The organism is Zhongshania aquimaris (assembly GCF_019312595.1).
GTDB lineage: Bacteria > Pseudomonadota > Gammaproteobacteria > Pseudomonadales > Spongiibacteraceae > Spongiibacter > Spongiibacter aquimaris.
On sequence record NZ_JAHWDQ010000003.1, the window covers coordinates 506,042 to 530,003 of the forward strand.

The window sequence follows — 23,962 nt, forward strand, 5'->3', positions numbered from 1 at the left end:
AATGAGCTACAACCAAATTCCAGCTGGCAAAGACCTGCCAAATGACATCTACGTCGCTATCGAAATCCCGGCAAATAGCAGCCCGATCAAATACGAAATTGAAAAAGAATTTGACGCGCTGATGGTCGATCGCTTTATGGCAACGCCGATGTTTTACCCAGCAAACTACGGCTACATTCCAAACACACTATCTGAAGACGGCGATGCATTAGATGTATTGGTTGTTACGCCATACCCTGTCGTTCCAGGCTCTGTTATCCGTGCTCGTCCCATCGGTATTCTGAACATGAGCGACGAAGCGGGTAAAGATGCTAAATTGTTAGCCGTTCCCCACGACAAGCTAACTGTTCTTTACCAAAACGTGAAAGAGCCATCTGACCTGCCTGAATTACTAATCAAGCAAATTGAACATTTCTTTGAAAACTACAAAGATCTGGAAAAAGGCAAATGGGTTAAAGTTGATGGTTGGGCTGGCAGCGAAGAAGCCAAAGCTGAAATCATGAAAGCGGCAGCGGCCTACAAAGGCTAAGTGCCAAGGGCGAAGCTGCACTATCGCAGTTTCGCCTCCCCCTTCAATCCCCTCAAAGCACATCGCTTACTTTTCTGACTCAAACACCGCTGCAGCAAAATCTCGAATATACCAATCGCCAAGTATCTGTGACTAACAAAGCAATACAGATATCGTTAAACGGCATTTTTCGTGCACAAATAACCAAGGATTATTCTGAAAGGAAAACAAGAGCGAGCTGTGTTCGTTCAACCGTTCACAGCTGCGGGAAGATAGCGATAGTGCCTGTACTCTCACAAGAAAAGACACCAATCACGGGCAAAAATACCTTGTAGTTTTTATCCGAAATACGAGGCGGCGACCACCCTACCATCGCCACGCCGTTTCGATAAACAAAGTCTCGGTACCATCGTCTAGACCGCGCACGTCTATGCCGTCGTCAATCCAGCGATAACCTACCGTGGTATTATTTTGCAACCAGGCAAAACGATAACTGAGTTCTAAAATATCGCCACTACCACTAAAGCCTGTTGGTCTCACACCTCCTCTACTCATGCCATCTGTGTTGAGGTCCACTGCAGACCATTTGAATGCTAGCTGGCTCTGCGAGGGCAACACCAAACTCAGACCCAGGGTGTCAATGGTGCTGTCGCTATCGACACTCACCCCCATTACACGGCCCTTATGACGATAGCCCGTTTTGTAAGTCCCATGCTCATAGGCATAATTAAACCGCTTTTCGCTTAATGTACCTGCCCGAGTATCGCTACGCTCAACAAACCAGTGAATTCTTTTATTGTCACTAAGCGATACCACACCATCTAAACCCGCGGTGTAAATATATCGTGAGGGAACATAACCACTTTCATCCTCACCAATAAATTGTGCATAAGCACCTTGGCTACCCCAGGGCACCGCGAAAAGGATTTTCATATCGACGCCACCCAGCTGATTGCCGGGTTCGTTTTCTTGCGTTATGCCACTGTCGCCGCGATTGTCTTTACCCAAAATCAAATCTGAGAAGGTACTAAAGTCTTCCGGTCTACCATCACCGCCCCATTGGGCTGTGCGGCTGGCCGCTAATTCCAGCCAATGCCAGGGCTTGACCGCAAAGCGAAGGCCTAAAAGTTTGGCATCTGGAATAAAACGCTCTGATTCTAACTGCCCCATAAACGCTTGTAATTGCCATGGGCCGAGCCACGACAATAAGGGAGTTTCGAAAGGGATTGCCTTGTTGCGCTGCAGGGACAGACCGGGAACAGGTCGAGCATTATTCGACAAGATAGCGCTAGATTGCCAACCTGGCCCCCACCAACGATCTACCGCGCCAATTGTGACTCCCCAGTTGCCAAAGGCCCCGGCCAAATAACTCTGATCTAACTTGCGGTGCTCTCTCGGCCGGTCAGGGATATCATAGGAAATATTTAACTCCCCAGCCCAGCGTTGACCAACAAAGCTCGCCGATACACCAGCAAATTGCGGCGCATCGTTGCGACTACCAAACCCACCAAAAACAGTCGTATCTTGATCTGCCCAGCCAGCATTTACCTCCACACGAGTTGGTGCACTATCTTCCTCGAATTGAGCTAACAAGCTATCGACAGCGTGTTTTTGTGGTGTGGTAAGTTTGCGGTACTGCGACTGGCGAAGATCAGGCAAGATGCCGCCCCACATTAGCGGCCATTGGCTTATTGGCGCGCGAATGATTCCAGCACTAGCAAGAAACTCGATATGCTGCCGAGCTGCAATATCGGTAGCTTGTATCCACGGCGCTGCGTAGTTCAATGACGGTGCTAATAGAAAAAATACGGCTAGGCAGTGACGAAAACGCGATTTGAACATATATCTTCCGTGAGAGTGGTTATTTGAGCATCATTCGGAGAGTTCCGATGTCGCCATTTAAGCACATAGGTGCGGCGTCACAATGATACGATCCCTAGCCAATGGATGCTAGCTTAAGTGCTTGATGAGTAATAAATATCACCACCTAAGCAAACTCAACAAGCTAAACACCAAGCTGTGAATACATCTCGCCAAGTGCGGATGACGCTTAAGCATGCACCGTCATCGCGGCGGCCATCAAGGCAAATACGGGCCTTGGAAAAATTGATCGGAATTGCGGCACATTCAGCCGAGGAATAGGTAATTTGAAAAAGCTACTACTTCCAGCGACCCAGGCCCCACCAATAAATAACTACCCGCAGATAACTACAAATTGATCAACTGGAATTGGAGTACACACTAACGAAGCTAAGTCACAGCAATTAGGCGGTGACAGCCCGGGCTAGCAGCCAAAATAGATATGACTGCTAACGCTATCCGACAAAGTTAAGCTTCTTTATTAAGAAACTTTCGGCATCGCCTTCAACAAACGTTGATATAACTTGGTATTCTTGCGGATCGATTTATGTTTTGCATAGGCATCAACCGCGCGGTGCCAAGCATCATCACTGCCGTGGGCATTTAGTGAAAAACTCGTACAGACGGTTTTATTTTCCACTTTAGACGCCACGCCAACCTGAAAAATCGGCGTTAAATTGCCACTTTTCTCAGTCTTAAGCAAATAGCTGATGCCACGGACGGTACCGTCACTCTTGAAGCAACGATCCTCTTTGGTCTCGTTCAAATAGCGTTGCTGCTCAGCTTCCAACACCGCATCGCGGGCTAGCGCCTGCTTCTCGGTCTCAAGCTTTTGCTTACCTTCGAGGCGAGCGCCTCCAGTTTTCAGCGAGAAATACTCCTGATACAACTTACCCGCCACGGTTCGACGCACTCTGTAGCCATAGAATGCTTTGTTATCCAGTAGTTTAACGCTCACATTAACCTCGCTCTTCTATATTTCGCCACTATAGCCCAAAATATAGCACATGTAATTTAATAAATCTGACGCAACCATCTAGCCGCGCTAAATATCTTCGCTGATGTATTGATCCATATTTAAGGCAGGAAGTTCCGCAGATAACGCACCAACCTGCTTCGCGGGTACACCAGCTACGGTAGAGTGCGCAGCAACATCACTCAAGACCACGCTTCCGGCGGCAATTTTTGCACCCTCACCAACCAGTATCGGGCCTAACAACTTTGCTCCAGCACTTACCAATACACCATCTGAAATTCGCGGATGACGAGGCCCTGGCCCACTGCCGCAGCCACCCAAGGTCACCGAATGCAGCATCGACACATTGTTACCAACCACCGAGGTTTCACCAATCACCAAACCCGTTGCGTGATCAATCATGATGCCGTGACCAATAACTGCAGCGGGATGTATATCTACGTCGAATACGCTGGCAATACGGTTTTGTAAAAATAAGGCTAATGACACACGCCCCTGCTGCCAAAGCCAATGCGCAATCCGATAAGCTTGAATTGCCTGAAAGCCTTTGAAATACAAAAACGGCATTCCGTAATGATCACACGCGGGATCACGTTCAAAATGCGCGCAAATATCCAAGGCAGCTGCTTCTACAATACCTTTATCATTTTCAAACGCTTCATTAAACACGTCTCGAATCAGCATTGCCGGTACTGAATCACAATCTAGCTTAGCTGCGATATGAAAACTCAAGGCATTGGCGAAACTGGCGTGATTTAGGATACTCGCATGATAAAAGCTCGCCAAAACCGGCTCATTTTTACCATACTGTCGGGCCTCAGCGATCATCGCAGACCAAAGTTCAGTGACAGTCAAACTCATAAGACTTCCTCACCCAGCAGGGCTTGCGCAAATACCGGTGGGTAGCAACTCGCTGGCACCGCAACATAACGCCGATATATAGTCGGTAGCTCTCTTAAAATAGCGTCTTTCAAACACAAATCTTCCCGCTTGGCTAAGGCCTCTTGAATTACCTCACTCCGCAAAGCCCAATCACAGTCCACCGCCAATGGCGCGTAACTTAAATGCCAGCGCTCTGGGGCAATACCACCGCGGTCCTCATTATAGGGCCTAAAAAAATCACGGCCGCGACCGGCGGCAAACTCACCATCAAGCCACATATGAAAGGGCCCAAATACGCCATTATCGGCCACTTCGGCAGGTGTTAATTGTACTCGATAATCCGCGGGCACTGCCGCTGCGTCGTATACATCAATATCGCTTCCCCAATGATGCCGTGACGCGCCAGGTAAGGCTGACCACCGCAAAATTGCCGCGATCAACTCGGACTCCGACAAAGATGCCCAATCCAACACTTGCCCAGCGTCGTTTAACAGCGCTCGCTGGCCCGCCGCTTTGGCATTCCAAATTGCCAGTTGCCGGTCGAAACTACGAAATCCACTTAACACCCGCAGATCGAAACCTGCCTTGGCGGCGTCAGCTTTAAGAGCGCTGAGCGGCGCAATGATATCTTGATGAACAGGAATTCCGTCCACCAATGTCATCGCTGACTCATCACAGCCAAGCAATAAAGCTTCTCCAATATTTTGGCGGTTCTGATTTGACATAATTTAGGTACAAATTGTCCGTGCAGTTGAGTAAACACTAAGCCTGGCATCATACTACCGGTAATTGATCGTTGTTGAAATTCCGGAGTAAGCGTCGTGGAAGATGTTTCATTAGGCAATAAGAAAGTCGCCCTGGCACTGGGCAGCGGTTCGGCTCGGGGCATGGCCCACATTGGCGTTATTCAACGTCTAGGTGAACTCGGAATACAGCCCGACATTATCTGTGGGACATCGATTGGCTCCGTCATCGCCGCTTGCTACCTTACCGGCAAATTAGACCACTTTACGGATTGGATCCAATCCCTAAGCACCACACAAGTGCTCCATTATATGAGCGTGAGCCTGACAGCAACCGGCGGCGTAGCCCACGCAACCCGCCTAATTGAATTTTTTATAAACGAGTATGGCACCCCCAACATTGAAGATTTAAACATCCCCTTCGCCGCAGTCGCAACCGACCTAATGCGCGGCCGCGAAGTATGGCTACAACGGGGGCCTCTTTGGGATGCGGTGCGCGCATCCATGGCGATACCAGGAATCCTAACGCCGGTGAAGTTTGGCAATTCGTGGCTCGTTGACGGTGGCTTAGTAAACCCCGTACCGGTGTCTGTTTGCCGGGCCCTCGGGGCACATATTATCATTGGTGTAGACCTCAACAGCGACTTAGTTGGCCGCCAAAAAATACTTACCGATGCAAAAGCACCCGCCAACGAAGAAACAATAGAAGAGGAAGAGTCAGAAGACGAGGAATTACTTCCCGAAGATTCAGCGGAGGATGATCCATTCCTAGGTGCCGCATTCAGCCGATTTGCAAGCTCCGTACGAGAAGCCGCCAGCAACTTCCGCAGCAACGACACCCCCAAAAGAGCCGAACCACCCGGCACGATGAGCGTAATGATGAGTGCAATCAATATTATGCAGGATAGAATCACACGCAGCAGGCTCGCGGGTGAACCCGCCGATATAATGCTCTGGCCGAGACTGGGGCATATTGGTCTACTGGAATTTAGCAGCGCGGCTGAGGCCATCGTAGAAGGTCGCGATGCTGTTGATCGCATGCTACCCGCCATCCGTCACGCATTCAAAAGTGAAGGCGACGATCGCATGCTAGAAACTGGATTGTAAGCAGGGTTCCGCCAACCCGTCGAAGCTCCGTACCCAACAATGTCACCCAATAATTGTTTAATACACTATGCTCAAACTATGCCGACTAAACGAGATTGCTGACCCCGGTTCCAAGGGGTTTAAATTTTCGGATAAATCACTTTTTGCGGTTCGCCAGCGCGGAGAGGTCTTTGTCTATCAAAACCGCTGCCCCCATATTGGGATCGAACTAAATTGGCAAGAGGATCAATTTCTAGATTTCGACGATTCACTAATTCAATGCTCCACCCACGGTGCACTGTTTATTATTGAATCCGGGGAGTGCATCGCGGGACCCTGTCACGGCAAGAAACTGGAGGCCGTCGCCAGTTGTGTTGAAGACGGCTATGTCGTTCTGAACGACGACTTTACTTAGAGGGCAAACTGGCAATTCCGCGATACCAGGACACTAGTATCACTATAAAATTACCGGAAGCGCATCAGCCAAGTAGATCTCGTCCTCGTTTATTCGCGCTTTGTACGCTAGCACCTCAAGACCTTGCTGCACCGCATCACTGAGAACTCGAGCGTAATGCGGGTCGATTTCCTCCGCGGGTCTAACACTGTGAATATCTTCATGTAAGACGGCAAAGAGTAATACCACCCTCGCGCCCGCTTGCCGCAGGCGAAGCAATTCCTCAATATGGCGCACGGCTCGCGCACTGACTGCGTCGGGAAACGCGCCTATGCCACCCCCACAATGAAGAGTCACCGACTTCACCTCAACGTAGCAGTCAGACAGTTCGACATCATCAGACGACAAAAAGAAATCAATACGACTTCCGGATGCCAATGTCTTTTCACGCTGTATATGAGAATAGCTGGACAAGGGTTCAATATTCCCCCGCTGCAGAGCCTCCGCAAGTAAGCCATTCGCTCTAGCCGAATGAATACAAATCATACCGCCGAATTCGCTTTCGACAAGCTCCCATGTATAGGCGTATTTCCGCTTGGGATTGTGACTATCGAGCAGAAAAACTCGACTACCGGCTAATGCGCATCCCGTCATAGCACCAGTATTTGGGCAATGTACTGTAACGTGCTCGCCGCTATCTAGAACTACATCAGCCAAAAAACGCTTATATCGTTTAAGCAGACGACCGCGCACCAGCTTTTCAGACCACTTCAACAAAACCTCCACTGGATTGCTATTCTATTAATAATACGGGCGCAGCGACATTCGTCATGCAAATACGCCACGCGAAGGTGACTTAACACCACCAAGGCACAGCCGGCAAAGTTGTGCAGGTACCATCCAAAGCGCAGCGATGTTAATGTAAGACCCACTGCCATTCGCGCTACTACATCGGAAATCAGCGAATTTCCGCCGAAAATTCTGCACCAGCCGCAAACCTGCTTTTCAGCGTCGCGGCAGATTGACACCGTAACAGAGTATTTATTGTGATTAAGAAATTTTTACTTGGCCTAGGCCTACTGCTCGTCCTTATCCTACTCACGGTGAGTATAGCCTTAATTCAACCGCAGCTTTTACGAGGCCTAATTGGCAGTAGCGCGCAACGTTTCGCTGGGCTTGAGGTTGAAATTTCAGACATTCAATCTCATATTAAGCCCCTTCGTTTTGAAATCAGCGGTTTGCGCATCAGCAATCCAGAATGGCCACGCTCGGAATTACTTTCCTTAGGTGACATCACTATTGCACTCACCGAGAGTCCATTCAGTCATAAGGCATTTTGGGAACTGAGCGCCCAAAAATTACACGTCAATGTAGAACAAAATGATGCCGGTGAAATTAATTGGATAAGCAGTAAATTAAAAGCCGAACCCGAGGTTCCGACTCCGGAAGAAATCGATACAGGCCCACTGCTGCCCGGTGATTTCAATTTCAATCGCATCGCAATCAGCGAGGTTTCCCTGACCTGGCGAAATCGTCGCGGCGGTGAAAATACAATTTACTTGCCTGAAGTACGTGGTGAACGCATCGAGGCAGGCAACGGTGACTTCTATATTGGTCTTGATTATCTCGATCAACATGTAGAGCTAAACAGCGCTATTACACTATTCGATCCTCAAAAAGGCATACTCGGCTACGATTTATCAGTTCATCACCAAGACATCGATATCAAGAGTAAAGGCAAATTGTTTCTCAACCCTACATTAAACGGCAGCACGCTGTCGCTTGATCTTGATTTGCGCAGCGCCAGCGCCCTATCGAAACTAGCAAATACCGACATTCCTAAATTACCAAAGACCAAACTTTCGACAAATATCGCGGTGACACCAAACTATGAATTTAGCGATATTCTTCTCCAGCTCAACGACAATGAAATCAAAGGCAAGGTCACCATCAATTCCGAAACCACTGCAATTAATGCGAGTATCCAATCGGCGGCGTTAGATATAGATAGTTTACTCCCCCCCTCTGCCGACACGATCGAGAAAAAAAATACCGCCACGGGCAATACGGCACCGAGCATTTCAGCTGAAGATGATGAAGCGGCGATAGACTGGGCCTGGATCGAGGGCTTAGATGTCGCTCTTAAACTCAATATCGAAAAACTCAGCGCAATGGGTTGGCAAGTAAATAAACTGAAATCTGATGTGCAAATTAAATCATCGATAAAGGCCACCGTCAGTGCAGCGCAGATATCCGAGCTTGCGACCCAGCGCGATATAAATGACTTTTCTGCCGATATCAGCCTAGAGCCTTTATCTAAAAACACGAGCGGGGCCGACGTTAAGCTGTCCTTAAAAGCCAAGCAACAAGGTATCGAGGCGGACGCCACCGGCAAGCTTAATTTAAATGGTGTAGCGGGAACTGAGCTACAAGTAAATGCCAAAGCCGATAACAGCAAGGACGTTTGGACACTAGCCCAACTTCCCTGGCAAGGCGCCGGTAAACTGGTGGTAAAAGCCAATATTAACGCCGGCGAAGACAGCTATGCTGTTAAAGGAACAAGTCAACTAGGTGAACAAAGCACTGAGCTCGATCTTAGTTTTACACCGGCTGCCACAGCAGAAGACATACCCTCACTAAACGGCACCCTGTCATTGCATAAAATCGATCTTGCCTTTCTAAGCCCACCCGCAAGCGAAATTAGTGCTGATGCCGTGCCACAAAAGAAATCATCGAGTAAAAAACTTATCAATGACGACACAATTCCCCTCGATGCTCTGAAATCTATCAATGCCAAACTGCAAATTAAACTCGAAAACATCGACACCGGTTACAATTTTATCAACAAGGCAACGCTTAAACCCACGCTGCAGGGTGGCCTACTAAAATTAAAAAACACTACCGTCAATTTTGAAGGCGGTGAGGCGAAAATCGCACTCAATCTTGATGCCAGTAAAACCATCCCCGAGCTGGATATGCGGCTCAGTGTCGATGCCGAAGACTACGGCAAACTGGGACTGGATAAAGCGGCAGGTATCAACCAAGGCAACGGTCGCATTCGTTTAGACGCCGACAGCAAAGGCAGCACGCCTCATCAATTAGCCGCCAATATGAACGCAAAATTAGATATAAAAATCACTGATCTAGTCGCCCAAGGCAATGCTCTGAACCTCATCGGCTCTGATGTGCTAAGTGAGACAATCGACAAACTGAATCCCTTTTCCGAAAAGAAAACCAGCACGGCAATAGAATGCATTGCCGTTCACTTTAAAGGTAGCAATGGCAAATTTATCAGCGACGACGGTATTGCCTTAGAAACCAAACAAACGAAAATAATCGGCACCGGCAACATTGATATCGGCAATGAAGAGTTTTTACTCGGGGTTTCGCCCATTGCTCGCACCGGGGTTGGCATTAATGTCGGCGCCGCCGCCAGCCTAGTGCGCCTAGGTGGCACCTTTAGCAAACCGAAAATTGTTGCCGATCCAGCGGGAATGTTTACCTCTGGCTTATCTACCGGCGCAGCGATCTACACTGGGGGCTTGTCTATGTTGGCGCAGGGTTTGATAAAACGCGCCATCTACTCTGGCAGCGCCTGCGACGGTAATATCGATGAAATTCCGACTGTAGAAGAGTTACCTGAAGAAATACTAAATCCGGTAGCGCCACCCGTGGACAGTCAACCCCAAGGCGCACAGCAGGGTGGCGCACAAACTCAAGCTGCGACAAATTAAATTTCCACCAGCCTATTTTTGCAAGGCCACCAGTTTAAAACCATCTTGTTCTACAAGTACGGTGGCCTCTCGAAATAAGCCGAGGGCTTTACGCTCAAGGGGGATAAACTGGTTTACCACAAACATTGCTCTCCCCCGACTTGCGAGCAAGCGATGAGCCGCAGCCAAAAAGCGATCTGTTAACGACCCCGCGACCGCAAAGCCCTGGTGAAAAGGAGGATTACATAGCACCATGTCAACAGGGCCGTAAATGCCCATCGCACAATCGGCCAGCACCAGCTCGTGTTTTAGCTGATGCACTTCGCAATTTTTCCGCGCAGCCAAGATGGCGCTGGCGTTATTATCCGTTAACAGCCACTCGACATCCGTCAGCAACTCAGCCGCCCGCACTGAGATATAGCCATAACCACAGCCAATATCGGCAACTCGCTTGGGTGGCGTGCTAAACAAGCTCAAAAATGCGGGCAGATGCTCTATAAGCAATGCACTACCGCGATCCTGCTTCTGCCAACCAAATACCCCCGGCTTACTAAATAATTGGGGCGCAGACGCAATTTCTCGAATTACCGGGTACTGGCTATCATCCAACGACTCAGTAGGCTCCTGTAATTTCACGACAGTCGCTAGATAGGCTCCTCCGTCCCACTTTTTAATATGTGCCTGTGCGCCTACTACGCTCGCTGCCTTTTTTGCATAGCTATGTAAGCCATCATTTTTATGCCCACTCAGCACTAACTTACCGGCAATGGGCAATCGACTAAGAGCTTGGTTAATTAGGTAGTGTACGAGTGCCTTTTCCTTCGAGACGCGATAGCACACTGTTTGCACTTGGTCGAAATCCGCAGCGATATCAAAATCGCCCAGGTCTGTTTGATAGTTCCCAGCACGCAACTGATCAGCAATATCGCAGCGATTAGTAAAGCACTGCCAGTTTGGCAGTGCAGCCGGCACGGGCATATCGGCAATATGCTCATCTGCAAACCACCACACGGGTGTCTCAAAGGCGGGAAACTGCTGATATAGCGCAGCCAATGCGGTATCGGTTTGTACCTCATGCCCGGAGGCAGTATGACGCAATTTAGCCATATTCCATTTATTCCTTATGCCCAGTGCTTACGGGCAAGCACCGCGAGACTATTATTCAAATACACTGGCGACCTCATCTGTTGATAGAGCTCGATATTCACCCTCTGCCAAATCTGTATCTAAGTGGATATATCCGATGGCCTCGCGATGTAAACGGGTGACAGCATTACCCTCGGCACCAAACATACGTTTTACTTGATGATAGCGCCCCTCACAGATTTTCAATCTCGCACTACGATCTTCAATTATCGTGAGCTCGGCGGGTAAAGTCCGCGCTTTGTCGTCTTTCAGAAACACGCCGCGGGCAAAATGTTCAATGCACCGTTCAGGAATCACTTCCGCCGTTTCGACGTAATAGGTTTTCCAACACCTGCGCTGGGGAGAGGTAATGGCATGTGACCAGCCCCCGTCGTCGGTCAACAACACAAGCCCAGTGGTGTCGATGTCCAACCGCCCCACCACATGTAATCGCTCAGGATTATCTTCATCTAAAAGATCAAGTACCGTTGAATGCCGCCGGTCACGAGCAGCACAAATGATACCCTGGGGCTTATTCAACATTAAGTAACGTGGGCCAAGTGGCCGCAGCGGATTACCCATTAATGTCACGTCTGCATCAGCCGCTATAAGCTGTTTTGGATCACAGACCACACGACCATCCACGTATATATCGCCTAACTTAATCAGTTTTTTGGCGTCGTTGCGGGAATAATCGGTCACGCTGGCTAAATATCGATCCAATCGTATCGGCTTACTGGAGATAGTCACAAATCAGAGCACTCTTACATAATGCCGGTATTGTCGGGGAACAACTCAATCGCTTCAAGCAGACAATAAAAAAGGGCCATAAAGGCCCTTTGTAATACCAAGCTCGGTATTCGGTTTACTGAGCGTCAGCACTCGCTTCAACATTTGCGTTTACCTTGACGTTGGTCAAGCTACGCAATGCAGCTTTTTTCTCATCAATCTTAGCCTTTGCTTCTGCCTTGGCAGCTGCACGCTCTTCAGCACGAGCCTCTGCATCGGCTTTAGCCTGAGCATCACGCTCTGCTTTAGCGGCTTCGCGCTCCGCCTTTTCAGCTTCTGCTTTCGCTTTCATCTCGTCGCGCTTAGCTTTAGCTTCCGCTTTCTTCTGCTCAGCTTCTGCCTTCATTGCAGCGCTCTTGGCTTCTGCATTGGCTTTGGCTTCCGCTGCTTTCTCGTCGATATTGGTATCGACACTCACATTAGCTTCGGCCTTTGCTTCTGACTTAGAGTCGCCGCCGCCCAAACCGATACGGCTTAAAAAGCTGCCTTCAGCAGCCATAACACTGCCGCTTAGACCCACTAATGTCGCTGCAATTACGATATCTTTCATTTTCATACTAGTTTCTTCCCCGTTTGATTTGTCGTGCTTGTTATGTGCTATCCATTCTAGGGAAGCATTCTTCTGTGACAAGCACTCATTGACGTAATTTTCACCGCAACTTTTTTAAAATATAACAGCCGCGTTCAGCTCGGAGTCAGCTTTTATCCCTAGTGTTCTCTTGTCGCTCTAAAGCGCACCTCGGGGTGACGCTCTTCGGTTAATGCCAAATTTACCCTAGTAGGCGCCAGATAGGTTAAATGTCCACCACCATCCAAGGCCAAATTCTCAGCGCACTTGCGCTTGAATTCTTCAAACTTCTTAGGGTCATCACAATCTACCCAGCGCGCTGTGTATACATTAATCGGCTCATACAGAGCTTCTACCTTGTATTCATCCTTTAATCGATAGGCAACCACATCAAACTGCAGGGTTCCCACCGCACCCACAATAAGGTCGCTATTGCGCTGCGGCATAAATACCTGTGTCGACCCCTCTTCAGACAACTGCTGCAAGCCCTTTTGCAATTGTTTAGATTTTAATGGGTCGCGCAAACGAATCCGACGAAACAGCTCCGGCGCAAAATGCGGAATACCAGTGAACTTAAGATCTTCGCCCTCGGTAAAGGTATCCCCAATCTGGATGGTACCGTGGTTATGTAATCCAATAATGTCGCCAGATACCGCCTCGTCTAATAGCTCGCGATCACCGGCAAGAAAACTCACCGCATCGGCAATTTTAATATCCTTACCAATACGCACGTGGCGCATTTTCATGCCCTTGCGATAGGTGCCTGAACACACCCGCATAAACGCAATTCGGTCGCGGTGCTTGGGGTCCATATTGGCTTGAATCTTAAAGATGAAGCCCGCAAACGCGTCTTCCCTGGCATCCACTTCGCGCTGATCTGTCGCTCTATTTAACGGCGCCGGCGCCCACTCAACAAAGCCATCCAACATTTCCCGAACACCGAAATTAGAGAGTGCCGTGCCAAAATAGACAGGAGTCATCTTGCCGTTCAGATAGTCCTCAAGATTAAATTCATGGCTGGCGCCACGCACCAACTCTATCTCTTCTAAATAGCTATCGTACTCATCATCCAGCAAGGCTTTCGCTTCGTCGCTCTCTAAACCTTGAATCTGAATATCTTCGGCAACCACCGAGCCTTTGCCCCATTGGAATACATGAATCACATCGGTGTACAAATTATAGACACCCTTAAAATCACGCCCCATCCCAATTGGCCAATTGATTGGTGCACCGGCAATGCCCAACACACTCTCTACTTCATCGAGCAATTCGATGGGGTCGCGGATATCACGATCCATTTTATTCACAAAGGTTAAAATCGGCGTATCGCGCAAACGGCACACGTTCATTAACTTAATTGTGCGGTCTTCGACACCCTTGGCACCGTCGATAATCATTAAAGCCGAATCCACCGCCGTCAACGTTCGGTAGGTATCTTCCGAGAAATCTTCGTGACCCGGCGTATCCAGCAGATTAACTATCCGGTCTTTGTAGGGAAACTGCATCACCGACGACGTGACAGAGATACCGCGCTCTTTCTCCAAGCTCATCCAGTCAGACGTCGCCGCGCGGTCGTTTTTCTTCCCTTTCACCGTACCCGCCACCTGAATCAACTGCCCCAGCAGAATCAACTTCTCAGTAATCGTGGTTTTACCCGCGTCGGGGTGGGAGATAATCGCAAAGGTTCTGCGCTTGGCGATTTCCTGCTTTAGAGGCGAAATAGACATTGATGTGGGTCTTCTAACTGAGCTAATTTATGCAGCAACAAGATGGCCGCAACTATACGAGGCGTGAGTTTAAAGGAGTTGGGCGGTGCTTGCACTACCGTACGGTGGAAAGCGAGTAAATACAGCCGAAAATCAATAATCAACATTTGAACACCTCAAAGCGCTAGTATTCACTGATAAATGACTGGAAGCATCATCAAAATAGCCATGTCATACGGCCGGCGCCAAGCTTAAAAAGAGAGTGATATCTACCCCTCATTATTGAACAATAAAAAAATTGGAGCCCCACAACACCACTATTGCACTGATTCGATTTGGAAGAATTAGCGGCGTCTAACACATCAACTTTAGCGAATAAATGCTTGACCACCGATAAAATATTACGCTTTAATCCATCAGGTAAAACGGAATTAACTAAAAAATCAAAACATAAGGGAACAACGTGAATAAGACTATCCTAAGCTCTGCACTAACATCTATCTTACTAATTTCGTCCTCACTCACAGTCGCTCAAGACAAAGTAGCTGGTTCTGGCCCAAATCCATTTTCTGATTGTGGTATTGGTGCCGCTCTTTTTACCAAGACCAAATGGGCTGCAGTGAGCTCTAACATCATCTGGGATATAGGAACTACGGCAGTTACTTCAGCAACAGCTAGCCCAGAGACGTGTAGCGGTAAGACTATAGAAACGGCTCAATTAATTCACAGAACATACGGTGAATTACTCGAAGAGACGGCACGTGGAAACGGCTCACACCTAACCGCGATGTTAAACATGATGGGATGCGAAAATAGCAGCCATGCAGCTGCAACCAGTGATATTCGTATCAAGTTATCCACTGAAATCACAAATCCAAATTACCAATTAAAAACCGCGCAAGAGAAATCTTCAGCATACTACGACGCGATGAATAGCGCCGTGACAGCAAACTGCAGCAGCTAAATACAAATACTAAAAACACATCACGAAATCAGTCACTAGGTACTGCTGTAACTAGTGACTGGCTCTACAACCAAAAAAGCCTGAGCTATGAATTCTAACTTGGCATTTGCAATTGCCTTTGTATTGCTTTGGCTGCCTTCATTTAGTCTTGGAACCACGGCAACACCCATTGAAACTTCATCAGAAAGCATATTTAACGACAAAACATGGTTAAAGCTACTTCACTACCAACGCCATGCTGGAATGGCTGATGAATATAAAAGCACAATCACCTCAACACAGTTTTTCTTATCGGAGAAAGGTAGGGTTAGCCCAAAAGATGAGCTATTAGCCACATTACAGGCGATCTACTTGCCCGCAGATGACAATCCAAACTTGCACGCGCAATGTCGATTTAGAGCACGGTATTTATGGCTGAAAAACAAATACAATCTCAATAGTGAACCAAAAATACACTGCTCAGATTATTTAAAATTTACAAGCAACGAAGGCATAAAGTCTCTTAGCTTAATACTTGCTACAGGGTATCTCGGAAATCCGGCCTCATACTATGGCCACCTTCTAATAAAACTAAACACGAATGAGGATAGCTCACAGAACAGCCTTATTGAGCAATCCATTAACTATGGTGCAGTGTTACCGAGAAAAATCACGCCAATACCCTATGTATTAAAAGGTCTATTTGGCGGTTTTCAAGGAAGCTTCACCAATATTCAATATTATTTCCATAATCACCAATATGGAGAAAATGAACTTCGTGATCTCTGGGAGTACGAACTTAAACTTCCGCAAAAGGATGTGAAACTGATTTCAGCACACGCATGGGAATTACTAGGAATTAACTTCCAGTACTATTTTATAAATAAAAACTGTGCATACCAAATGGCTGATCTATTGACACTATCGGATAAGGTAGAAATCCCTGCTCTATACTCTATTTATGCCATACCCCAAGTATTGCCCCAAAAATTAAACGAACTTGGTCTTGTACAAAAAGTCAAATATCACCCATCACGACAGTCAAGATTCTATAGCACATACAGCAAACTCAGCACCAAGGAAAAACTATTACTAAAGAAATCTAGTGCGAATCCAGATACACTAGGAAGCTTTACATACTCTCAACTCAACACGGATGAACGTCGCAACTTAATTGATACGACGATTAATTATTACCAATTTCTGAAATTAAAAAATCACAATACGACTTTACCTACTGTTTACTATGACGCTCTTGCAGCTAGCCTAAATGAGCCCCCAGTAACTGCGACTGACGATCCGAGGGGCAAGCTTGGGCCAGAATCCGGTCGCAAACCAAGTTCTATCAGAATTAGCGCAGTATCATCTTCAGTTAATTTCGATGGATTAGGAATGAACATACGCCCAGCCTACTATGACACGTTAGATGCTGACACAGGTCATCGTCAAAACGGTGGCCTCAGTATGCTCGAAATCAATGCAAGACTTACTAAAAATCGGCTAATTTTGAACTCCATTGATTTATTCTCTATCGAAAGTAACGTCGAAACAGAAACAAACCTACCAGGAGATGGTGGGCTTTCTTGGAAATTAAAGGCAGGCTCCGAACGGCAAAACTTTACATGTGATAATTGCAGCGTCGCTAGAGCTCAAGGAGATATCGGACAAAGCTACAAAATAAATAGCTATCATTTTATAAACGGGTATATCGGCGGGGCGATCCATGAAAATAAGAATGGACAAGGCCACTCGTTTGTTCGCGCGAGCATAACTGACACGCTAATTCTTAATAGATTTTCAGCCAGAATAGCATTTGAACAAAGGTTACATCACAACAATCAACTCAAATCAGAACAAGTCTACGCGATAAGTGCTCGCTACCAAATTGATAAAAATATAGAATTTCGGACTGAATTCCGAAAGAACATAGCCTATGAATCAGAAATTGGACTCGGATGGTATTGGTAACCAAAATAGGATGAATATATTTATGAAGCCAAAACATACATTGCTCGCTTTGCTAATTTCTTTAAGCGCTCAAGCTCAAGTGGAAACGCACTTCGCAATACCGGCAAGTGTTTTAGACAAAGGCAGTACCGGCATTTTCCGGTCGTTCTGCGTGGAAACAAGACTCTTCGTCGCCTTCAACGGTAAAAGCGGCTTTTCATCAGTGACAAATGTGAAAAATGTCAACAACACCCCTGTCTATTGTGAACACACTGAATTTGTAGTGCTTAGCGAAGAGCAAGTCCCTGCCCTACCGCTAGACAAAAAGAGTTCTGGAATTGGCCGTATCCTTACGCTTGGGGATAATAAATTTATGTTGTACACGAGCCGCAGTGGCGCCAGCGACCTAAGCCAGTTTTTCTGAAACTAGCCCATTACGGAAATAGTCGTGCACGAGCATGGTGATTTTATGAATATCACATCGGGTACGGCCATTAACTTTACTATTCCTATGCCAGCTATCAACTCCGGTATTCCGTCGCACTAACGGTAAGTGCTATAGCGAAAAACCGGCTTTTCCAGTAAGCTGCACGCCGCTGTCACCTTGGCTGCGACCATCACGCCGCGACACGCGACATTTTTTGAGAAGATCTATTTATGAGTTTTACCTCCCTGGGCTTATCTGCCCCGATTTTGGCGGCCGTTGCCGAGCAAGGTTACGACACCCCATCCCCCATTCAAGCGCAGGCCATACCCGCAGTATTAGAAGGCCGCGACGTTATGGCCGCCGCCCAAACTGGCACCGGCAAAACAGCCGGCTTTACCCTGCCGATCCTGGAATTACTATCCCGCGGCGAACGCGCGCAAGCGAACCAGGCCCGCGTATTGATTCTTACCCCCACCCGTGAATTAGCCGCCCAGGTTGGCGAAAGTGTAGCGACCTATGGCAAGCACCTGCCGCTTCGCTCGGCTGTGGTGTTTGGTGGTGTAAAAATTAACCCGCAAATGATTAAGCTTCGCCGTGGTGTCGATGTACTCGTTGCCACGCCGGGCCGCTTGTTAGATTTGTATAATCAAAATGCGGTGAAATTTAAGCAGTTAGAAATTTTGGTACTGGACGAAGCCGACCGCATGTTGGATATGGGCTTTATTCACGATATCCGCAAAATTCTGGCGGTACTCCCCAAGCAGCGCCAAAACCTGATGTTTTCGGCGACTTTTTCTGGCGATATTCGCGAGCTGGCAAAAGGCATTGTAAATAACCCGGTAGAAATTTCTGTTAGCCCCGAAAACACCACAGCCAAAAGCGTCACCCAGTGCATCTATCCCGTAGACAAAAGCCAGAAGCCTGGCTTGTTAACACATTTGATTCACAGCAACGACTGGCAGCAAGTGCTTATCTTCTCTAAAACCAAGCACGGTGCGAACCGTCTAGCCGCTCACTTGGAAAAGGCAGGCATTGGTGCCGCAGCCATTCACGGCAATAAAAGCCAGGGCGCACGAACCAAGGCGCTAGCTGATTTTAAAAGTGGTTCGGTACGCGCTTTAGTTGCGACCGATATTGCTGCCCGCGGCTTGGATATTGACCAACTTCCCCAGGTTGTCAATTTTGACCTGCCAAATGTGCCGGAAGACTATGTACACCGTATTGGCCGTACCGGTCGCGCTGGCGCGACAGGCAACGCCGTATCGCTGGTGTGTTCGGACGATTTCAAGTTATTAGCTGACATTGAACGCCTGATCCAAGAAGTACTACCGCGTGAGATTTTAGTGGGCTTTGAGCCAAGCCACGCCTTGCCGGATTCGCGTCTAAACCAGCGCCCTGCCCGCAAACCGAGACCCAAAAACCGCAGTGAGCACCGCGACGGCCAGCGCCCCGCAGGCAACCCCGCCAATAGAAGCAGCAGAAGCAGCCGCCCGAATGGCAACCGAAGTGGCAATACTGGGCGCAGTGCACCGAAAGCCTAATCTAAACTCTAGCGCGGGTTCACTTGTATTACTCGCGCGCTATTACTTTCTCGGCTCAAACAGAACGCTGTAATTCGACCACATAGAAAAATCACTCAAATACATTGCCTTCCCTGTCAGCACCACTAAAATGCCGAGCAGGAAATCATTACGCTGCCAATTAAGGTGATTCACATGCTTGAAAAAGTTTTTGAACGTATTTTGTATTCGGCCCGCTGGGTGCTTGCCCCCATTTATCTTGGCCTAAGTTTCGCGCTTTTAGCGCTGGCGATTAAATTCTTTCAAGAAATTTTTCACGTCTTACCGCATATCTTCGAAACTAGCGAAATGGATCTGGTATTGGTGGTATTGTCGCTTATCGACATATCACTGGTCGGCGGCCTGCTGGTGATGGTGATGTTTTCCGGCTACGAAAACTTCGTCTCACAAATAGACTTAGAGGATGGCGATCACAAACTTAATTGGTTGGGAAAACTCGATACCGGAAGCCTTAAAAATAAGGTAGCTGCCTCGATTGTAGCGATATCCTCTATTCACTTACTAAAAGTATTTATGAACACAGATAACATCGATGAGGGAAAATTGATGTGGTATGTCATCATCCATCTGACCTTTGTGGTATCGGCTTTTGCAATGGGCATGTTAGACAAACTCACCCGGCACGATTAAGTCATAATAGATTTAAATTACAACGTCTGCGACGTCGGTATTTGCTGTCAGGATGGTTTTACGACCTTGAAATCGGTCGTAAAACCCAAGATGCGCAGCATAAGAAAACTCGTCTTCGCGACTGGAATACTGGCCTATCCACTCAAGTAGCATCTCGACATTTGCATCCTGGGCAGCCTTAGACGCATATTTGTGCGGCTCCCAAGGTCTGGCCTTTGCGTTAGCAATACACGCCGTAACAGCCAGATTCATGAATACTATATGCTCTGCTTTATCGCTAAGTAATTCTAGTAAATCGGTATAACAACCCTCAATTACCCAGCCGCGATTTTGCTCTGCGTTGCGCTCAACAAATGCATCCAGCAAGGCGTTAACCTGAGATAGTTCAGACCGCTGCGGCGGCTCAGTCGGCCGCCAGGCCAGCGTATCAAGGTCTAAATGATCGAGATCGTGGCGAATAGCTAATGCCTTCGCCAGAGTCGACTTACCCGATCCTGAGTTGCCAAAAATTAATATCAGCGGGCAAGGCATATCCAACAACCCCTCCTAGTGTCTAGCCCTCAATTCAATCAAAAGCTTAGCCGCGAATCCGTCGAACGCGAAAGTTACGCCCCTTCAATTTACCTTCGGTAAGCTTGCGTAAACCATCTGCCGCCACATCATTTCGCACCGCTACATAGGCGGTATTGTCAAAAACGTGGATTTTACCGACATCAGTTCCCGCGATACCGTCTTCGCCAGTAAGCGCACCAACAATATCGCCAGGGCGAATTTTCTGCTTTTTACCACCGTCGATTTGCAAGCAAGCCATTGGTGGTTTGAAAGTTGGTTTGTCGAGGTGATTAATATCCGGCAAGGCCTCTGGAACCACCTTATTACCGCGCATTTCTTCAATACGGGCAATTTTAGCGCTCTCGCGATCGGTATACAGACTGCAGGCAATACCCTTGCCACCGGCACGGCCGGTACGGCCAATACGGTGAATATGCACTTCTGCGTCGCGGGCAATATGGTAATTAATCACCGCATCTAAGGCGTCGATATCCAAGCCTCGAGCGGCCACGTCAGTGGCCACCAAAACCGAGACGCTTTTATTGGCAAAACGCACCAAGGTCTGGTCACGCATTTTTTGATCGAGATCGCCGTGCAATGCTTGAACGCTAAAACCGGCCTCGCGCAAGTCATCACAAACCTGCTGAGTTTCATGACGGGTATTACAAAAGATAACCGTCGAGTCTGGTCGGTATCTGAGTAACAACAACTTCACCGCAACGATGCGCTGAGTATTATCGGCGACTTTAAAAAAGTGCTGGGCGATGCTGTCGTTGTCGTGGGTAGATTCCACTTTCACCAGCAAGGGGCGCTGCATAATGCGGGTGGCAATATCCTGAATCTCGTCGGGATACGTGGCACTAAAAAGCAGACTTTGTCGCTCATTCGGAATATAGCCAATAATGGTGTCCAGCGAATCTTGGAAACCCATCTCCAACATACGATCGGCTTCATCTAATACCAAGGTATTCACATTCTCTAACTTTAAAGTACCTTTGCGCACATGTTCTTCAATACGTCCCGGCGTACCCACCACAATGTGCGCGCCGTGTTCCAGCGAGCCAATTTGCGGACCAAACGGCATGCCGCCACACAAGGTTAAAACTTTAATATTGTGGATGGTACGCGCTAGTTTGCGTAACTCCTTAGCGACTTGATCCGCCAACTCCCGTGTCGGGCACAGCACCAAAGACTGAACACAGAAGCGTTTAACATCGAGTTTTTGCAACTGCGTTAAACCAAATACCGCGGTTTTGCCGGAGCCGGTTTTACCCTGCGCAATCACGTCTTTGCCGTGCAAGGTGTGCGGCAAGGCCTTGGCCTGAATCGCGGTCATTTCGGTGTAACCCAATGAATTCAGGTTATCTAATAAAGCCGGATTTAAGGGAAGGGTAGAAAATTCTAGCTGACTCACGGTGTTTTTCCTGTAGTACCGCCAGAATAAATACGCGGCGGTGGCGCAATGTACGCAGAGATAAATAGTAATGCTGAAAAGAAAAAAAGGGCAAGACCCGTAGGTCCTGCCCCTTTTAGCATTCAATCCACAAGGGTTTGAAGCTGGCTGGAACCCGAAGGCCCAGCCCATAGCAAATTACAGTGCTACGATGTTCTCTGCTTGAGGACCTTTTTGTCCTTGAGTAACAGTGAACTGTACGCGCTGGCCTTCAACCAAAGTTTTGAAGCCTGAACCAGAGATAGCGCTGAAGTGAGCGAAAACGTCTGGGCCAGATTCTTGCTCGATGAAGCCAAAGCCTTTAGATTCGTTGAACCATTTTACTGTGCCAGTAGTAGTAGACATAATTTTAATCCTGAAATATTTCAAAGGTAATTTTGATCTGAAATCAGATCGGTTAGGCTGGAAGTGATTCTATTACTTATGAAGTACAGGACGAAAACTACAGACAGGACTTCGAAATGGTGTACATAAATATAGGTCGAACTTTCTAGCTGCCATGAGTATATAGACATTTACGTGCTTGTCTACCCCTTAACACTACCAAATCCCTGCGGAATACGCTTATAAATAACGGACTTACGCAGGAATTTGGACATGGGCATTAACACTGCAGACGACATTCCGCCAATGACTCTTCGTCTAAGTAAGTTATCGTGGCTGTATTAAAATTAAGATCGACAAAAAGGTGGCAGTAATAATCACCGTGGCGCCACGCCATTGCCACACTGGAGTCGTTGGAATAACCCAGCTCAAAGTGGCCATCAAAGGCAGGATAATTGCTCCGAAAGCGCATTAAAGCCAGCAAACGCTTCACAACGGGCTGCTCTACCGCCTCATCAATTTCTTCCAAACTGTAGTAATGACGATTGATATCTCGCAACTCGCCAGTGGCCTCCATTAACTCATTGTCATTGCAGCCGGCCAACAAGCCCACGTAATAAACCTGGGGGATACCCGGTGAAAAGAACTGAATAGCCCGCGCCGCCAGATAGGCGTCGTCGTTACGCATTAATGCGTCATAAAAAGTACAGGTTAATTGGTATATTGCGCCGACGCTGTGAATATTGGCAGCCGAGCGGCGCAAAATTGGATCGGCACTGCGGCTGGAAATATTGTCGATAAGAGCGCGAATCTTTTCTTCAGGCAGTACCCCTTCCACATCGGGAATGCATATGCCGTCATGGGTATCCAGTACTGTCACCATGTTGCGCGGGCACATCCGCAGCCAGTTTTTCAAGTACACGCTATTGGCATCTAACAGCGAAAACAACAATAGCGGCGGCAATGCAAAACCATAGGGATGCATATTGCGCCGACTAATGGCGTACTGATAGCTGCTATGGTCATGCACTTCAGGCAAGACCTCGGCGCCATGTATGTGCGCCACGCCGTTGATCCAATCCAAGTTGCGATATACATCGGGCTCAACTAAAAAACAGCTAGTGCCAATGCGTTTGGTCGTGTAACCAAAGGCGTCTAAGCGGAATAGCTTTACGCCGCGCTGGGCTAAAAAGCCGATGTAATTCTCCATCAGCTGGTAGGTCAGCTCAGACTCATAATTTAAATCAATTTGATGCTCGGTAAATGTGCACCAAACCCGCCCTGTGCTGCCATCGGCAAAGTCCACCCGCCGAAACGGCTCCTTCTCTTTACGGATATGAATTTTGGCTAAATCATCTGGTGTGATATCACCAAATTGATCGACGTGGACAAACAGGTCGGCGTATTCAGACTCGTAACCTTTTGCGACGAAATCTAAAAACTCGGCAGACTCGTCGGAAATATGGTTTACCGTGACGTCACAACACAGATCGTATTTCGACGAGATACGCTCAATATCATCCCAGTCGCCGTATTCAGGATCGACTTCTTTGTGAGTCAAAGGCGAAAAGCCTGCGTCGGCATTAGATGGAAAAAACGGCAGTATGTGCACGCCGCCAATAGCATCCGAAAAATGCCGTTCGATGACGGTGTGTAAATCTTTGAGGTTGTTACCAAGACGATTGGGATAACAAATCATCTGCACAGCATTGCGCAAGGCCATTCGACGGCTCCGGTCTGTGAGTGATGCTTAACC

The 23,962-nt window shown here is 47.9% G+C and carries 22 protein-coding genes; 9 read left to right on the forward strand and 13 right to left on the reverse strand.

All coding sequences use genetic code 11. The features are described from left to right. The first annotated feature begins 1 nt into the window (after position 1). A complete protein-coding gene (gene ppa / locus KXJ70_RS13955) occupies positions 2 to 529 on the forward strand; it encodes an inorganic diphosphatase (RefSeq protein WP_219044119.1) in 528 nt (175 codons plus the stop codon). 345 nt (positions 530 to 874) lie between these two features. Here ppa and KXJ70_RS13960 read toward each other — a convergent pair whose 3' ends face one another. The 4 genes from KXJ70_RS13960 to KXJ70_RS13975 all read right to left on the reverse strand — a co-directional run bounded on the left by KXJ70_RS13960 (position 875) and on the right by KXJ70_RS13975 (position 4,951). Beyond that, positions 875 to 2,350 (reverse strand): capsule assembly Wzi family protein, encoded by a 1,476-nt coding sequence (locus tag KXJ70_RS13960; RefSeq protein ID WP_219044120.1) that lies wholly within the window; start codon positions 2,348 to 2,350, stop codon positions 875 to 877. 499 nt (positions 2,351 to 2,849) lie between these two features. Next, positions 2,850 to 3,326: a hypothetical protein gene (locus KXJ70_RS13965; protein ID WP_219044121.1), complete on the reverse strand. Its 477-nt coding sequence runs from the start codon at positions 3,324 to 3,326 to the stop codon at positions 2,850 to 2,852. A gap of 87 nt (positions 3,327 to 3,413) precedes the next feature. Then, positions 3,414 to 4,205 (reverse strand): serine O-acetyltransferase, encoded by a 792-nt coding sequence (gene cysE, locus KXJ70_RS13970; protein ID WP_219044122.1) that lies wholly within the window; start codon positions 4,203 to 4,205, stop codon positions 3,414 to 3,416. Continuing rightward, complete coding sequence (locus KXJ70_RS13975) at positions 4,202 to 4,951, reverse strand: M15 family metallopeptidase (RefSeq protein WP_219044123.1); 750 nt, start codon at positions 4,949 to 4,951, stop codon at positions 4,202 to 4,204. Before KXJ70_RS13975 ends, cysE begins: the two co-directional genes overlap by 4 nt. 96 nt (positions 4,952 to 5,047) lie before the next feature. On the opposite strand from KXJ70_RS13975, the gene KXJ70_RS13980 reads away from it, so the two are divergent. Then, complete coding sequence (locus tag KXJ70_RS13980; protein ID WP_219044124.1) at positions 5,048 to 6,076, forward strand: patatin-like phospholipase family protein; 1,029 nt, start codon at positions 5,048 to 5,050, stop codon at positions 6,074 to 6,076. 67 nt (positions 6,077 to 6,143) lie between these two features. Next, on the forward strand, positions 6,144 to 6,470 hold the full coding sequence (locus KXJ70_RS13985; RefSeq protein WP_219044125.1) for a Rieske (2Fe-2S) protein: 327 nt from the start codon (positions 6,144 to 6,146) through the stop codon (positions 6,468 to 6,470). Between the two features lie 42 nt (positions 6,471 to 6,512). Here KXJ70_RS13985 and sfsA read toward each other — a convergent pair whose 3' ends face one another. After that, the gene (sfsA, locus tag KXJ70_RS13990; RefSeq protein WP_219044126.1) at positions 6,513 to 7,223 is read right to left on the reverse strand and encodes a DNA/RNA nuclease SfsA; all 711 of its coding nucleotides are present in this window, start codon (positions 7,221 to 7,223) and stop codon (positions 6,513 to 6,515) included. 272 nt (positions 7,224 to 7,495) lie between these two features. Here sfsA and KXJ70_RS13995 point away from each other — a divergent pair, with 272 nt between their 5' ends. Next, positions 7,496 to 10,183 (forward strand): AsmA family protein, encoded by a 2,688-nt coding sequence (locus tag KXJ70_RS13995; RefSeq protein ID WP_219044127.1) that lies wholly within the window; start codon positions 7,496 to 7,498, stop codon positions 10,181 to 10,183. A 12-nt stretch (positions 10,184 to 10,195) separates the two neighbouring features. Here the strand turns inward: KXJ70_RS13995 and KXJ70_RS14000 are convergent, their stop codons facing one another. The 4 genes from KXJ70_RS14000 to KXJ70_RS14015 all read right to left on the reverse strand — a co-directional run bounded on the left by KXJ70_RS14000 (position 10,196) and on the right by KXJ70_RS14015 (position 14,371). After that, the gene (locus KXJ70_RS14000; protein WP_219044128.1) at positions 10,196 to 11,269 is read right to left on the reverse strand and encodes a class I SAM-dependent methyltransferase; all 1,074 of its coding nucleotides are present in this window, start codon (positions 11,267 to 11,269) and stop codon (positions 10,196 to 10,198) included. Positions 11,270 to 11,320: 51 nt separating this feature from the next. Beyond that, on the reverse strand, positions 11,321 to 12,037 hold the full coding sequence (locus KXJ70_RS14005) for a pseudouridine synthase (RefSeq protein ID WP_369409790.1): 717 nt from the start codon (positions 12,035 to 12,037) through the stop codon (positions 11,321 to 11,323). A 115-nt stretch (positions 12,038 to 12,152) separates the two neighbouring features. After that, positions 12,153 to 12,632 carry a hypothetical protein gene (locus tag KXJ70_RS14010; protein ID WP_219044129.1) on the reverse strand — a complete coding sequence of 160 codons (480 nt, stop codon included), beginning with the start codon at positions 12,630 to 12,632 and terminating at the stop codon, positions 12,153 to 12,155. Between the two features lie 152 nt (positions 12,633 to 12,784). Further along, on the reverse strand, positions 12,785 to 14,371 hold the full coding sequence (locus KXJ70_RS14015) for a peptide chain release factor 3 (RefSeq protein WP_219044130.1): 1,587 nt from the start codon (positions 14,369 to 14,371) through the stop codon (positions 12,785 to 12,787). Between the two features lie 442 nt (positions 14,372 to 14,813). On the opposite strand from KXJ70_RS14015, the gene KXJ70_RS14020 reads away from it, so the two are divergent. From KXJ70_RS14020 to KXJ70_RS14040, 5 genes are all read left to right on the forward strand, one after another. Beyond that, positions 14,814 to 15,314 (forward strand): DUF3015 family protein, encoded by a 501-nt coding sequence (locus KXJ70_RS14020; protein WP_219044131.1) that lies wholly within the window; start codon positions 14,814 to 14,816, stop codon positions 15,312 to 15,314. An 87-nt stretch (positions 15,315 to 15,401) separates the two neighbouring features. After that, on the forward strand, positions 15,402 to 17,261 hold the full coding sequence (locus tag KXJ70_RS14025) for an Lnb N-terminal periplasmic domain-containing protein (RefSeq protein ID WP_219044132.1): 1,860 nt from the start codon (positions 15,402 to 15,404) through the stop codon (positions 17,259 to 17,261). Positions 17,262 to 17,283: 22 nt separating this feature from the next. Beyond that, complete coding sequence (locus tag KXJ70_RS14030; RefSeq protein WP_219044133.1) at positions 17,284 to 17,664, forward strand: hypothetical protein; 381 nt, start codon at positions 17,284 to 17,286, stop codon at positions 17,662 to 17,664. Positions 17,665 to 17,897: 233 nt separating this feature from the next. Beyond that, complete coding sequence (locus tag KXJ70_RS14035) at positions 17,898 to 19,208, forward strand: DEAD/DEAH box helicase (protein ID WP_219044134.1); 1,311 nt, start codon at positions 17,898 to 17,900, stop codon at positions 19,206 to 19,208. 174 nt (positions 19,209 to 19,382) lie between these two features. Further along, positions 19,383 to 19,877 (forward strand): TIGR00645 family protein, encoded by a 495-nt coding sequence (locus KXJ70_RS14040; protein ID WP_219044135.1) that lies wholly within the window; start codon positions 19,383 to 19,385, stop codon positions 19,875 to 19,877. Between the two features lie 12 nt (positions 19,878 to 19,889). On the opposite strand, the gene KXJ70_RS14045 is transcribed toward KXJ70_RS14040, so the two are convergent. The 4 genes from KXJ70_RS14045 to gtfA form a co-directional block, all read right to left on the reverse strand. Continuing rightward, the gene (locus tag KXJ70_RS14045; protein ID WP_219044241.1) at positions 19,890 to 20,408 is read right to left on the reverse strand and encodes an AAA family ATPase; all 519 of its coding nucleotides are present in this window, start codon (positions 20,406 to 20,408) and stop codon (positions 19,890 to 19,892) included. Positions 20,409 to 20,454: 46 nt separating this feature from the next. Next, the gene (dbpA, locus tag KXJ70_RS14050) at positions 20,455 to 21,843 is read right to left on the reverse strand and encodes an ATP-dependent RNA helicase DbpA (RefSeq protein ID WP_219044136.1); all 1,389 of its coding nucleotides are present in this window, start codon (positions 21,841 to 21,843) and stop codon (positions 20,455 to 20,457) included. Between the two features lie 177 nt (positions 21,844 to 22,020). Further along, positions 22,021 to 22,227, reverse strand: coding sequence for a cold-shock protein (locus KXJ70_RS14055; RefSeq protein WP_008251819.1), 207 nt, complete (start codon positions 22,225 to 22,227; stop codon positions 22,021 to 22,023). 259 nt (positions 22,228 to 22,486) lie between these two features. Further along, positions 22,487 to 23,929: a sucrose phosphorylase gene (gene gtfA, locus KXJ70_RS14060; protein WP_219044137.1), complete on the reverse strand. Its 1,443-nt coding sequence runs from the start codon at positions 23,927 to 23,929 to the stop codon at positions 22,487 to 22,489. Positions 23,930 to 23,962: the final 33 nt, after the last annotated feature.

Coding starts and splice junctions, on each gene's coding strand:
- ppa (WP_219044119.1), top strand. CDS start 2: ATGAGCTACAACCAAATTCCAGCTGGCAAAGACCTGCCAAATGACATC.
- KXJ70_RS13960 (WP_219044120.1), bottom strand. CDS start 2,350: ATGTTCAAATCGCGTTTTCGTCACTGCCTAGCCGTATTTTTTCTATTA.
- cysE (WP_219044122.1), bottom strand. CDS start 4,205: ATGAGTTTGACTGTCACTGAACTTTGGTCTGCGATGATCGCTGAGGCC.
- KXJ70_RS13975 (WP_219044123.1), bottom strand. CDS start 4,951: ATGTCAAATCAGAACCGCCAAAATATTGGAGAAGCTTTATTGCTTGGC.
- KXJ70_RS13985 (WP_219044125.1), top strand. CDS start 6,144: ATGCTCAAACTATGCCGACTAAACGAGATTGCTGACCCCGGTTCCAAG.
- KXJ70_RS14000 (WP_219044128.1), bottom strand. CDS start 11,269: ATGGCTAAATTGCGTCATACTGCCTCCGGGCATGAGGTACAAACCGAT.
- KXJ70_RS14010 (WP_219044129.1), bottom strand. CDS start 12,632: ATGAAAATGAAAGATATCGTAATTGCAGCGACATTAGTGGGTCTAAGC.
- KXJ70_RS14015 (WP_219044130.1), bottom strand. CDS start 14,371: ATGTCTATTTCGCCTCTAAAGCAGGAAATCGCCAAGCGCAGAACCTTT.
- KXJ70_RS14025 (WP_219044132.1), top strand. CDS start 15,402: ATGAATTCTAACTTGGCATTTGCAATTGCCTTTGTATTGCTTTGGCTG.
- KXJ70_RS14030 (WP_219044133.1), top strand. CDS start 17,284: ATGAAGCCAAAACATACATTGCTCGCTTTGCTAATTTCTTTAAGCGCT.
- KXJ70_RS14035 (WP_219044134.1), top strand. CDS start 17,898: ATGAGTTTTACCTCCCTGGGCTTATCTGCCCCGATTTTGGCGGCCGTT.
- KXJ70_RS14040 (WP_219044135.1), top strand. CDS start 19,383: ATGCTTGAAAAAGTTTTTGAACGTATTTTGTATTCGGCCCGCTGGGTG.
- KXJ70_RS14045 (WP_219044241.1), bottom strand. CDS start 20,408: ATGCCTTGCCCGCTGATATTAATTTTTGGCAACTCAGGATCGGGTAAG.
- KXJ70_RS14055 (WP_008251819.1), bottom strand. CDS start 22,227: ATGTCTACTACTACTGGCACAGTAAAATGGTTCAACGAATCTAAAGGC.
- gtfA (WP_219044137.1), bottom strand. CDS start 23,929: ATGGCCTTGCGCAATGCTGTGCAGATGATTTGTTATCCCAATCGTCTT.